This window comes from Paracoccus thiocyanatus (assembly GCF_900156255.1).
GTDB classification, from domain to species: Bacteria; Pseudomonadota; Alphaproteobacteria; order Rhodobacterales; family Rhodobacteraceae; genus Paracoccus; species Paracoccus thiocyanatus.
On record NZ_FTMK01000015.1, the window covers coordinates 1 to 12,260 of the forward strand.

Genomic DNA, 12,260 nt, shown 5'->3' on the forward strand with positions numbered 1-12,260 from the left:
AGCGATTGATTTCTCTGAGGCGGATTTCGCCTTTGTGTGACTACGGGACGGCTCTTAGGCAGGTTTTGGCAGGTTCAGGGTGTTGAACAGCTCCAATTGTTCCGGGGTTGTCGTTGAGAGGCCATCAATTGAGCGTTCGCCGATTTTCGTGCTGTGGCGCTGTATGCGCGCGAGCATGTCGAGCGCGGTTCTGGGGCTTGCGCTGTGCCCCCTGGCTTTCAGGCGCATGCGCATGACGCGGTAGAGAACGAGGGCCAGGAAGCAGATCAGCGCGTGCGCGCGGATGCGCTCGGGCAGCCGATGGTGGACTGGCGCGATCTCGATGTCAGATTTGAGCACGCGGAAGCCCCGCTCGATGTCGGCAAGGCCCTTGTAGCGGGCGACGGCCTCGGCAGGGGGCAGGTCCGGGGCGTTGGTGATCAGCGCGAGCTTGCCGTCGAAGAGTTCCGCCTCAGCAATGGCGTCTTCATCGACGTGCCAGCTGAAGCGATCTGCGTCGAGATCGGCCTTGAGGAAGCGCGTGAGTTCTGCCTCTGCGACGGCTCGGGTGAAGCGGCTGTAGGCCCCGCGGTCGGAAGCACGGCGCCCCTTTGCGGTCTTTCCCGCATCCTGGGCATCAAGCTTGCCGACCATCTTCTCGGCCATGGCCTCCAGCTCGGCGATGCGTGCCCGGCGGCGGCCGGCCTGCTCGGCGGCGCGGAAGGGATCATGGGCAACGATCAGGCGGTGACCAGCAAAACGATCCTCGGTCAGCCCGTTCTCGTCAAAGGCCATGTCTCGGAAGGTCTCGACCAGGTCGCTGTAGCGGCGCGCGGGGACGGCGAGGATGAACTCCAACGTTCGCCCGCCCTGTTCGGCCAGAGATGTCAGGGCGCCAATATTGTCGAGGCTAAGCAGCCCGCGGTCGGCCACCAGGATCACGCGCTCGATCGGGAAGCGCTGCAGGACGGTGGTCAGCATGGCTTGCAGCGTCTTGGTCTCGGCCACGTTGCCCGGATGCACGGTATGCATGAGCGGCAGCCCCTCGGCGGTCTGCACGACGCCAAGCACGAACTGGCGGGCGATCCCACCGGTCTCCTTGTTCATGCCAAAGGCGCGGATGTCGTCCTCGACCTCTCCTTCACCGTGGATGCGCACGGTGGTCAGGTCGTAGAAGACAACCGTCAGATCGCGATCGACCAAGGGCCGGATCTGACGGGCCAGCTCAGCCTCTACGCGATCAACATTGTCCATCAGGGCGTCCATGGCGCGCAGGAGATGGTGATGCTCGACCTTGGCCGGCATCTCGGGCATGGCCACGGTGTCGAGCCAGCGCAGGCACCCCAGCTTGCTGGAAGGGTCGCACAGGCGGTTGAAGACCATCGCCCGCACCAACGCCTCGACATCCAGCTTGCGCTTGCCGGATCGAAGAGCGCGGCCGAGGGCGCGGTCAAAGCCGAGATCCCTCCATAGTTCGTGCAGCGCGAAAACGTCTCCAAATGCTTTGGCAGGTGCGTGAGAGATCTCTGGTGCTTCTGGTTCGTCGCGCCCGGCCACGCGGCAAAGGCCGCGGATCAACGGGTCGAGATGGCCATCCTGCATCCCGTCGATGCGGCCAAGGTTGGCAACAACCCGATGGCGCGGTTGCCCCGCCTCGTTCCGATAGGACTCGACGAGCTGCAGGTAGCGCCGTTCACCGCTTTTGCTGATCCGAACAAACATACCTACAGAATATTGCAGTTGAACCATCCAGGCAAACCAAAACAGCTGTCGACGTGTGACTACAGAACTTTGACCCTTAGATATCACTAACCCATTGAGATGACTCGATCAGACGGACCGACACCCCTCAAACATAGACCAATTTTGTCGAACTTCGGGGCGCCGGCCGCACCGGCGAATGACGGCCGCCAGACGCCGATGCGCGGCCATCCGGTCTTCATCGCCCAGCATGCCACGGCCTGCTGCTGCCGCGGCTGCCTGGAAAAATGGCACCGCATCCCGCGGGGGCGGGCGCTCGACGCGGCCGAGCAGGCACGGATCGGCGATCTGCTGATGGCCTGGATCGACCGGCAGATGGGTTTCGATCCGGCAAGCCCGCACCCGCCCCGATAGGTGCCGCGCCCCCGCTATGGGGAATTCCAGCCCGGCGCTGAAATCGTTTTCAGCGAATCGCCGCATGTGTTAATTGATCAGTCAGTCAAGTTTTGCAGATTTGTCGTGGTACCGGACTGCCGGGCCTTCGGGTCCGGCTTCTCTTTTCCAGCCTCCCGCCGGCGGCGGCAGCGGCAAAGCGCCGACCAGGCCTCCGGGCCGGGAAAGCCCAGGGTCATGCCGATGATCCGGCCCGTTGCGCCGTCCCCGCCTGCTTCTTTCGTGCCGAAATATCCTCGGGGGTGAATTGCGGCGCCAGCCGCAAGAGGGGGCAGACAGCCCCCTCTGCCAGCTTGACGCTCAGCCGACGATGGTCGCCTCGGTCGCGGCGCGCAACTCGTCCTCGCTGACGCCCTCGGCCAGCTCGACGATCTTCAGCCCGCCCTCGACCACGTCCAGCACGCCAAGGTTGGTGATGATCCGGTTGACCACCCCCTTGCCGGTCAGCGGCAGGGTGCAGGATTTCAGCACCTTCGATTCCCCGTGTTTCGAGCTGTGGTCCATCACCACCACCACCCGGCCCACGCCCGCGACCAGGTCCATCGCCCCGCCCATGCCCTTGACCAGCTTGCCGGGGATCATCCAGTTCGCCAGGTCGCCGTTCTCGGCCACCTCCATCGCGCCCAGGATCGCCATGGCGATCTTGCCGCCGCGGATCATGGCGAAGCTTTCGGCGCTGTCGAAATAGGCGGTCTGCGGCAGCTCCGTCACCGTCTGCTTGCCGGCATTGATCAGGTCGGGGTCCTCTTCGCCCTCATAGGGAAAGGGGCCGATGCCCAGCATGCCGTTTTCCGATTGCAGCGTGACATGCACCCCTTCGGGGATGTAGTTCGCCACCAGCGTCGGGATGCCGATCCCCAGGTTCACATACCAGCCGTCCTGCAATTCCTGCGCGGCCCGCGCCGCCATCTGGTTGCGGTCCCAAGGCATCAGACGGTCTCCTTCTTGCTGGTCGTGTCGGAGACGCGCGAACGCGTCGTGCGCTGTTCGATACGCTTCTCGTGCTGGCCCTGGACCAGGCGGTGGACATAGATGCCCGGCAGGTGGATGGCGTCGGCGTCCAGGCTGCCGGTGGGCACGATCTCCTCGACCTCGCAGATGCAGACGCGGCCGCATTTCGCCGCCGGCACGTTGAAGTTGCGCGCGGTCTTGCGGAACACCACATTGCCCGACTCGTCCGCCTTCCAGCCCTTGACGATCGACAGGTCCGCGACGATGCCGCGTTCCAGGATATAGGTCTGGCCGTCGAAATCCTTGTGGTCCTTGCCCTCGGCGATCACGGTGCCGACGCCGGTGCGGGTATAAAAGCCGGGGATGCCGGCGCCGCCCGCCCGCATGCGTTCGGCCAGGGTGCCCTGCGGGTTGAACTCCAGCTCCAGCTCTCCCGACAGGTATTGCCGCATGAACTCGGCGTTCTCGCCCACGTAGGAAGAGATCATCTTGCGGATCTGCCGCGAATCCAGCAGCTTGCCCAGGCCAAAGCCGTCGACGCCGCAATTGTTGCTGGCGACGGTCAGGTCCTTGGTGCCCGCGCGCAAGATCGCCTCGATCAGCAATTCGGGAATGCCGCACAGCCCGAAACCGCCGGCCGCGATCAGCATCCCATCCGTCAGCAGCCCGTCAAGCGCGGCATCCGCGCTGGGATATATCTTGTTCGATCCTGTCATGCGCATCCCTCGATTTGATGACCCCCCGGCAGCCCGTCTGCGTTCCGCCGCAGTCCACCCTGTCGCATGCGGCGCAAATGCTCTATCCGTAGGAATACGTAGATGGATAGGTGTTTACATGCAACGCCCCGCCGCAGCCGGTGATTATGACAGCCTGGGTTTTCGCAATGCGCCCGATGCGACGCTTGTCCTGGCCGAGCGGTTGATCGTCCGCGCCAGCCTGATGGTCGAGACGGTATTCGGCTGGTCCCCGCAGGCATTGGAGGGCCGGTCCATGCGTTGCCTTTACCCCGGCGAGACCGATTTCGAACTGGTGGGCGAACGCGCCTGCAAGGCGCTGCGCGAGCGCCCGTTCTACCGTGACGAACGCTTCATGCGTCATAAGGATGGCCGGATCGTCTGGATGGAGGGCCGGGGCCGGACCATGGACCAGGCCGACCCGCATCGCCTGGCGATCTGGACCTATCGGCCGCTGGATACGGCAGAGTCGGCGGTCGGGGCGGGCAGCCTGCTGACCGCGACCGAAAAACGCATCGCCGGCTATCTGGTCAATGGCTTCACCAGCAAGGAGATCGCCAAGTCGCTGGGCTGCTCGCCGCGGACGGTCGAGGTCCACCGCGCCAACATGATCCGCAAGACGGGCGTGCGCAACAGTTTCGAACTCGTGCGGCGGCTGCTCGACATCGGCTCGGCCTGAAGGTGTTCCGGCGTTCATTTGCTACATAATACGGATTATCACTGGCTTTCCACCGTAGGGCGATCTGCAATATGCGGAACGCCCCTTGGCAATCACCCGCATCGGCGTTCCGGCATGGGTATCGACGGCATGGATCATGCGCCTGAACGCCATGTTCGCTTCCCCGCTATGTCGGCATGGGATGAAAGCCTCGCCCGACGCAATCGGGCGAAGCCTGGGATTTTCAGCACCATGATCGCTGCGGGGCCTTGTCAGGCCGTCATGACGCAGCGGCCAGGATCAAAGCGCCGCCTCGACCTTTTCCACGACTTCGGCGGGCAGCCACTTTGTCCAGATATCCTTGTTTTCCTCCAGGAAATAAAGGGCGGCATCCTCTCCCATCGCCTGGTTCTCGCCCTGCCAGGCCATCAGGCCGGCGACGGTGTCATTGCTCCAGCCGCGGGTGTTGAAATACTCCATGATCGCAGGGTCGATGCGGTCGGCAAAATTCTTGGTCACCACCGTCATGACCTTATCGACCGGCCAGGCCGTCACCTTGGGATCGGGGCAATCCAGGTTGGTGATGCACCTTTCCCATTCGGCCGGGTCCTGCTGTGCATTGGGCTCCAGCAGCACCAGTTCATAACGACCCAGCAGCGCGGTCGGGGCCCAGTAATAGGTAACGAAGCCTTCCTGGCGCTCATAGGCCCGCGCGATGGCACCATCAAGGCCCGCGGCCGATCCGGGCCGTATCAGGTTGAAGCCCTTTTTTTCGGCCTCATAGGCCTTGAACAGTTGCGCGGTGACGACCGTGGCGCCCCAGCCTTCGGCGCCATTGAAGATCACGCCCCGGTCGGGGTTTTCGGGGTCAGGGAAAAGTTCGGGATGCGCCAGGGCATCTTCGACCGTCTTGATGTCGGGATGCGCGTCGGCAAGGTATTTCGGAATCCACCAGCCCTGGATGCCGCCATCGGGAAGGGCCGGCGCGCCATAGACGATCTTGCCGTCATTCAGCCCCTGCGGCACGATCTCGGGCAGCAGATCCACCCAGGTTTCGGAAGAAACGTCGGGCGAGCCCTTCTCGATCATCGAGGTGGTCGAGGGCACCGTGTCGCCGGGAATGGTCTCGACACGGCAGCCAAAGCCATTCTCAAGGACGAACTTGTCGACATAGGTCAGCAGCTCGGCACTTTGGACGTTATGAAGCGCCAAGGTCACGTTGCCGCAATCCTGGGCACTGGCCGACCATGCGCCGCCAAAGAGGCCGGCGGCCAAGACAGTGGAAGCGAGTAGTTTGTGCATGTTCTTTCTCCCCGTGTGCGGCGTTGATCGGGACAGGCTGCCGCGTTGTTCCCTGACCCGGTTTAGGAGCATCTCACCTGCCCCGCGGAGCAGTCCTTGTCGCATATTGGTATACGATATTCATTCTACGAAATTTTCGACTAAGGGCGATTCTGTCAAGTCGGTTTTCCGCGGGCGCGCGCCCGCGATATGCCCGGCCGCAAGCCATCACCGCTGATAAGAGGCCACCGGATCGCCCAGAACCTCCAGGCGCGGGGTCACGCCCAGGCCCGGCACATCCGGGGCGCGGACATGGCCGTTCTCGACACGGAACTCGCCATCGGCCGTCTTCAACGAGACCATGTCGCGGCATTCCAGCAGGCAGCGAAGCTGCCGCAAGGGCACCGTCTGGCCCAGATGGACGATGGCCGCAAAAGCGATGTCCGAGCCGGTGGTTTCCTGCACGCTGACCGTATAGCCGGCGGCCAGGCAGATATCGCGGTGCCGCCGCCCGCGGGTCAGGCCGCCGTTCTTCGAGATTTTCAGCCCGATGCCTTCCGCCGCATCGTCGGCGATCAGCTGGACGATCGAGGCATCGCTTTGCGCCAACTCGTCGAAGATGATCGGCACATCGCTGCGGCGGCGCAGCGACAGGCATTCGCGCCAGGTCGCGCAGGGCGCCTCCAGCACGAAATCCAGGCCGTGCGGCAGCAGGCGCAGCATGCGTAGGGCCGTCTCGACGCTCATGCCGCCATTCGCATCCACGATGAAGAATTCGCCCGGCCGCTTGTCGGCCAGCGACGCGGCGATGCGGGCGGCATCCTCTGCCGGGTCGCCGCTGATCTTGACCGAATGGCCGATATAGCCCCGCCCCCGATGCTCGGCCACGCGGCGGCGCATATCCTCAGGCTCGCCCATGTAGATCGAGGAGATCACCGGCATCCGCGCATCGGTGCGGCCGCCCAGCAGGTCGCAGACCGGCATGCCGACGGATTTCCCGAAGATGTCCCAGCAGGCCACGTCCAGCGCCGTCTTGGCATGATCGTGCCCCAGCAGCGCCTGGTCCATGGCGTCGTTGATCCGGTCGACCCGGCGCGGGTCCAGCCCCAGCAGATGTGGCGCGATCTCGGCGATGCCGGCCCGGACCCCCAAGGCATGCGAGGCGATATAGGTCGCGCCGAAAGGCGTGCTTTCGCCCCATCCTTCCAGCCCGCTATCGGTGGTGACGCGAACGATCGTCGCGTCGAAGCTGCGATATTCCCGGCCGCCCGACAGCGTGTAGACCCCGCCGGAATAGGGCAGTTCCACCTGGAACACGTCGATTTTTTCGATGGCAAGTGCGGACATGGGTTTCGCCTTACTGGGGGATGGTCAGCACCAGCTTGCCGCCGGTGTTCTTGGACAGGAATTCCTTCTGGGCCTCGACGATCTGCTCCAGGGGCCAGGTTCCGGCGACATTCGGCCGGATCTCGCCACGCTCGATGTAAGACACCAGGTTTTCGAACACCTCGTCCTCTTGGAAGGTGCAGCCGAAGAAGGTCAGATCCTTGAGATACAGGGTGCGCACGTCCAGCTCGACGATCGGCCCGGCGATGGCGCCGGCCACTGCATAGCGCCCGCCCCGCTTCAGCGCCTGAAGAAGTTCGGGAAAGCCGGAACCGGCCACCACGTCCAGGACGACATCGACGGATTGCGGCGCGACGTGATCGGATAACGGGTCGCCGCGCGGGACCACCTGATCCGCCCCAAGCGCCCGCAACTGCTTGGCCTTGTTCCCGCCCGCGATAGCTGTCACCCGCGCGCCCCGGCGCTTGGCCAGTTGGATCGCCGCCGAACCGACCCCGCCCGAGGCGCCGGTGATGACCACATGCTCGCCCTTGCCGACCTGCGCGCGATGGATCATGCCCTCGGCCGTCGACCAGGCGCAGGGCATCGAGGCCAGTTCGGCATCGCTCCAATCGCAATCGACCTTGTAGGTCTCGGGCGCGGGGGCCTTGGCGTATTGCGCGAAGGCCCCGTCGCATTCGGAACCAAAGGTCCAGCATTCCCAGGGCCGGTAGCCGACATAGGACCGCAGCATGTTGCGGACCAGCACCCGCTCGCCGATGCGGTCGGGGCTTACGCCCTTGCCCACCGCGACGATCCGCCCGCAGCAATCGGCGCCCTGGATGCGCGGAAAGCTCAGCGCGACCCCCGACCAACTGGCATCGTCGTCATTCGTGGTCTCATAGCCATCGGCGCCGCCATCCGAGGTCGCGCCCGTGACCCCTTTCGAATACCATCCGATCCGGGTGTTGATGTCGGTATTGTTGATGCCGGCGGCGGCGACCTTGATCAGCACCTCGTCCGGTCCGGGAACCGGCACTGCAACGTCGTCCCGGATCTCCAGCTTTTCAAAGCCGCCATGCCCGGTCAGCAGGACGGCGGTCATTTCTGTGGGAATTGCATCGTCTGACGGCATTGCAGTTATCCTTGGTTCGTTCGGACCGATCCCCGCCCCAGGCGCGCGCGAGACGATCATCCGCCCATCAAGAAGTGCGTTCGGATTCGGAGCAACGCACGAAAATTTCCAAATCGAGTTGAGCTGAAGTCAACTCGGCGAAGCCAATGCCGGCCCGGCCGCGGGATTGCACGGCATCTCAACCCGGCGGAAGGCTGGCTGCGAAACCCGGCATCTCGCGCACCTGGCGGGCCTGATCCCGTATCCAGTCGCGCATGACCATTGCGGTATCCGACAGCTTGCGCGTGCTGTTCCAGGTCAGGTAATAGCCGCCGGGCGCCGGCACGATCAGGTCGGTGAACCGGACCAGCGCCCCCTGCTCTACCAGTGGTCCGACCAGCCGGTGCCAGCCGATCACCAGCCCCTGGTCCGCCATGGCAGCCTGGAGGGCGATGCTGAACTTGCCAAAGCGCCGCCCCCGCAGCGCCCCGGCCTTGATTCCGCCGCGCAGAAGAACCTCGTCCCAGCCCAGCCAGTCGGGCTCGACCCATTCCACGCTCAGCAGCGGCAAGTCCACCAGATCGGCAATCCTTGCCCCCTCGTGCTGCCGCGCAAAGGCCGGGCTGCACACCGGATAGATACAGTCGTCGAAAAGCAGTTCCGCCGTTTCATCGACCCAGGAGCCAAGACCGTATCGCACCCGCAATTCGACATCGCTTCTGCGGTAGTTCCGCCCATTCTCCCAGACGATGTGATCGACGAAGACCCGCGGGTGCCGGGTCCAGAAATCCGGCATCCGAGGGATAAGCCACATGGTCGCAAAGACATCGCTGCATGCAATTGCGACGAGGTTGGAGGCCTCGCCCTCCTTGATCGAGCGAACGACTTCGGACGCGCGGGAAAAGCCGCTTGCCAGGACGTGGAACAGCTCTTCTCCCGCCCCGGTCAGCACCACGCCTTTGCCGTTTCTTAGAAAAAGCGGCGCGCCCAGTTCCGTTTCAACGGCCTTGATCTGACGGCTGACCGCGCCCGGCGTCACGTTCATCTCCTGCGCGGCCAGCTTGAAGCTTGAATGTCTTGCAGCAGCTTCGAACACGGCCAGCGCATTAAGGGACGGAAGGTCATAGTAACGGCGAACCACGGCTGCCTCTCGTCTTGGCCGGAATGAACAGGTTTCCTGGGATGCTTTGCCTTACAGATCCTTGACCAGCCGCAGCGCGTCGTAGATCGCGGCATGGGTGTTGCGCGCCGCCACCGCGTCGCCGATGCGATAAAGCCGAAAGCGGCCCTCGGGGTTCTTGCGGACATCCTGCAAGCCGCTGGTGGTCAGCGCCTCGTAATCGACCTCGCCCAGGTTGAAGGACAGCGGCTTCAGCTCGAAATACAGCTCGTCCAGCGGGCGGGTGCCATGGTTGACCACCACCTGATCCACGATGCGCTCGCGGGCGAAGGCGCCGTAATCGCTGCCCAGCCGCGCGCGCAGCCGGTTGCCCTCGCGCGCGACCGACATCAGCCGCCAGGTCACGGTGAAGGTCGTGTCGCGCTTTTGCAGGTTGCGCATATAGGGCACCAGGTTCATCGCCATCACCTCGGGCGAGAAGCTGCGGTCCGGCGTCACGATTTCCACCCTGGCGCCGGTCGCGGCGATCAGATCGGCGGCCTGCAACGCGGCGTGATCGCCCGCATCGTCAAAGATCAGCACGTTCTGACCGGGCTTCACATCGCCCGACAGGATATCCCAGGCCGAGACGACCAGATCGTTGCCTTCCGCCAGAACCTCGACATGCGGCAGGCCGCCGGTGGCGATGATCACCTCGTCCGGTGCGGTGGCCAGAACGTCGTCCGCATCGGCGAAGCTGTTGAAGTTGAAGGTCACGCCGTGCTTTTCGCATTGCGCCATGCGCCAGGCGATGATCGAGATCATCTCGCGGCGCCGCTCGTCCAGGGCGGTCAGGCGGATCTGGCCGCCGGGCTGGTCGGCCGCCTCGAAGACCGTCACCGCGTGGCCGCGTTCGGCGGCGACGCGGGCCGCCTCCATCCCCGCGGGGCCGGCGCCGACCACGGTGACGCGCTTCTTAGCCGGGGCGGACGGGATGCTGTGCGGCATCGTCTCTTCGCGCCCGGTTGCGGCGTTATGCAGGCAAAAGGCCAGCCCGCCCTGATAGATGCGGTCCAGGCAGTAGTTCGCGCCGACGCAGGGGCGGATGTCGTCCTCGCGCCCCTCGATCACCTTGCGGACCAGATGCGGGTCGGCCATATGCGCGCGGGTCATGCCGACCATGTCCAGCAGCCCTGCGGCAATGGCATGGCGGGCGGTCGGCACGTCGGGGATCTTGGCCGCATGAAAGGTCGGGAAACCCGTGGCCTTCCTGATCTGCCCGGCGAAGTCCAGATGCGGGGCGTTCCTCATGCCCTGCACCGGGATCACGTCGGTCAGCCCGGCATCGGTGTCGATATGCCCCTTGACCACGTTCAGGAAATCCACCAGCCCGCTGTCCTTGAGCTTTTGCGAGATCGCCAGCCCGTCCTCGGCGGTGATCCCGCCCGGCAGGTCCTCGTCGCCGGTATAGCGCACGCCCAGGATGAAATCCTCGCCGCAGCGGTCGCGGATGCCGCGCAGCACGTCGAAGGTAAAGCGCAGCCGGTTGTCCAGGCTGCCGCCATAGGTCCCGTCCAGGTCGTTGGTCAGCGGCGACCAGAACTGGTCCATCAGGTGGCCATAGGCCTGCAATTCCAGCCCGTCCAGCCCCGCCGCCTTCATGCGTTCCGCCGCATCGACATAATCGCCGATGATGCGGTCGATGTCCCAATCCTCCATCTTCTTGGGGAATGACCGATGCGCCGCCTCGCGCTCGTGGCTGGGGGATACGACCGGCAGCCAGTCGGCCTTGTCCCAGCGGGTGCGCCGGCCCAGATGGGTAAGCTGGATCATCACCGCGCAGCCGTGGTCGTGGCATTCGTCGGTGAGCTGCCTCATCCAGCCGACCACCTCGTCCTTCCAGGCGAGGATGTTGTTGAACACCGGCGGGCTGTCGCGCGACACCGAAGCCGACCCCGCCGTCATGGTCAGCGCCACCCCGGCCTTTGCGCGCTCGACGTGATAGGCGCGATAGCGGTCCTTGGGCATGCCGTCTTCGGGATAGGCCGGTTCATGGCTGGTGATCATGATCCGGTTGCGAAGCGTCAGATGCTTCAGCTGATAAGGCTGCAAAAGGGGATCGTTCGACATGGCCTGCCTGTGAAAGATGGGGAGTCGCCGCTCAAAATCAGAGCAATGTTCACCTGTGTCAATTAAAAAATCAACCATGAACATGAGATGGTCATGAAAGGACATTTTTCCTTGAACCGAATCAAATACGGGGCTAGTCCAAGGGCATGAAAAATCGTGCAGCAACGGCTGAAACTGGATGGCGCGGGTCCCGTGAGGGCTGGCTTGAAACCGGTTATCAGGCGCTGATCGACGGGGGCATCGACGCGGTCAAGATCCAGCCCCTGGCCAAGAATCTGAACCTGTCCCGCACCAGTTTCTATTGGTTTTTCGAGGATCGAGAGGCGCTGCTGACCGCCCTGATCGACGGCTGGGAGGAAAGGACGACCGCGCCGCTGGTCCGCGCCACCCAAGAATATGCCGAAAGCCCGGCCGAGGCGATGCTGAACGTGCTGGCCTGTTTCCTTTGCGGCATCTTCGACAGCAAGCTGGAATTCGCGGTGCGCAGTTGGGCCTTGCAGGACGACAAGGTCGGCGCGCGCGTGGTCGCCGCCGACGAAACCCGGCTGGCGGCGCTGCGCCAGATGCTGATGCGCTGGGGCCACCAGGAACAGGGCGCCGATGTCCGGGCGCGCACCATCTATCTGACCCAGATCGGCTATATCTCGATGCGCGCGCAGGAAGAGGTGGAAACCCGGCTGGCGCGCATCCCCACCTATGTCGAAATCTATACCGGGCAGGCCCCCGAGCCGCGCGAGATCGCGCGCTTCGACGCCCGCGTAAGAAGCTCGGCCAACCCGCCGTCGTAAGAGCGGTCCATGACGACAAGGGGCGCAACCGCTCCTTCCAGCCCCC

The 12,260-nt window shown here is 64.2% G+C and carries 11 protein-coding genes; 3 read left to right on the forward strand and 8 right to left on the reverse strand.

Annotation, left to right across the window (positions count from 1 at the left end; translation table 11 throughout):
* Positions 1 to 54: 54 nt before the first annotated feature.
* Positions 55 to 1,701: an IS1634-like element ISPfe2 family transposase gene (locus F3H32_RS11615; RefSeq protein ID WP_416346029.1), complete on the reverse strand. Its 1,647-nt coding sequence runs from the start codon at positions 1,699 to 1,701 to the stop codon at positions 55 to 57.
* A 99-nt stretch (positions 1,702 to 1,800) separates the two neighbouring features.
* Between F3H32_RS11615 and F3H32_RS11620 the strand changes: the two genes are divergently transcribed.
* Complete coding sequence (locus F3H32_RS11620; protein WP_149766008.1) at positions 1,801 to 2,094, forward strand: DUF4186 family protein; 294 nt, start codon at positions 1,801 to 1,803, stop codon at positions 2,092 to 2,094.
* 339 nt (positions 2,095 to 2,433) lie between these two features.
* Here the strand turns inward: F3H32_RS11620 and F3H32_RS11625 are convergent, their stop codons facing one another.
* Positions 2,434 to 3,063 (reverse strand): CoA transferase subunit B, encoded by a 630-nt coding sequence (locus F3H32_RS11625; RefSeq protein WP_149766009.1) that lies wholly within the window; start codon positions 3,061 to 3,063, stop codon positions 2,434 to 2,436.
* Complete coding sequence (locus F3H32_RS11630; protein ID WP_149766010.1) at positions 3,063 to 3,800, reverse strand: CoA transferase subunit A; 738 nt, start codon at positions 3,798 to 3,800, stop codon at positions 3,063 to 3,065. Before F3H32_RS11630 ends, F3H32_RS11625 begins: the two co-directional genes overlap by 1 nt.
* 118 nt (positions 3,801 to 3,918) lie before the next feature.
* On the opposite strand from F3H32_RS11630, the gene F3H32_RS11635 reads away from it, so the two are divergent.
* A complete protein-coding gene (locus F3H32_RS11635; protein ID WP_149766011.1) occupies positions 3,919 to 4,497 on the forward strand; it encodes a LuxR C-terminal-related transcriptional regulator in 579 nt (192 codons plus the stop codon).
* Positions 4,498 to 4,776: 279 nt separating this feature from the next.
* On the opposite strand, the gene F3H32_RS11640 is transcribed toward F3H32_RS11635, so the two are convergent.
* The 5 genes from F3H32_RS11640 to hpbA form a co-directional block, all read right to left on the reverse strand.
* Positions 4,777 to 5,694: a glycine betaine ABC transporter substrate-binding protein gene (locus F3H32_RS11640; protein ID WP_262494987.1), complete on the reverse strand. Its 918-nt coding sequence runs from the start codon at positions 5,692 to 5,694 to the stop codon at positions 4,777 to 4,779.
* A 291-nt stretch (positions 5,695 to 5,985) separates the two neighbouring features.
* Positions 5,986 to 7,104, reverse strand: coding sequence for a mandelate racemase/muconate lactonizing enzyme family protein (locus tag F3H32_RS11645; RefSeq protein WP_149766013.1), 1,119 nt, complete (start codon positions 7,102 to 7,104; stop codon positions 5,986 to 5,988).
* A 10-nt stretch (positions 7,105 to 7,114) separates the two neighbouring features.
* Positions 7,115 to 8,188 carry an alcohol dehydrogenase family protein gene (locus tag F3H32_RS11650; protein WP_149766014.1) on the reverse strand — a complete coding sequence of 358 codons (1,074 nt, stop codon included), beginning with the start codon at positions 8,186 to 8,188 and terminating at the stop codon, positions 7,115 to 7,117.
* 208 nt (positions 8,189 to 8,396) lie between these two features.
* Positions 8,397 to 9,338: a LysR family transcriptional regulator gene (locus F3H32_RS11655; protein ID WP_149766015.1), complete on the reverse strand. Its 942-nt coding sequence runs from the start codon at positions 9,336 to 9,338 to the stop codon at positions 8,397 to 8,399.
* 51 nt (positions 9,339 to 9,389) lie between these two features.
* Complete coding sequence (gene hpbA / locus F3H32_RS11660; RefSeq protein ID WP_149766016.1) at positions 9,390 to 11,426, reverse strand: N-methyl-L-proline N-demethylase HpbA; 2,037 nt, start codon at positions 11,424 to 11,426, stop codon at positions 9,390 to 9,392.
* A gap of 146 nt (positions 11,427 to 11,572) precedes the next feature.
* On the opposite strand from hpbA, the gene F3H32_RS11665 reads away from it, so the two are divergent.
* Positions 11,573 to 12,214, forward strand: a complete 642-nt coding sequence (locus tag F3H32_RS11665; protein ID WP_149766017.1) for a TetR/AcrR family transcriptional regulator — start codon at positions 11,573 to 11,575, stop codon at positions 12,212 to 12,214.
* The last annotated feature ends 46 nt before the right edge of the window (positions 12,215 to 12,260 follow it).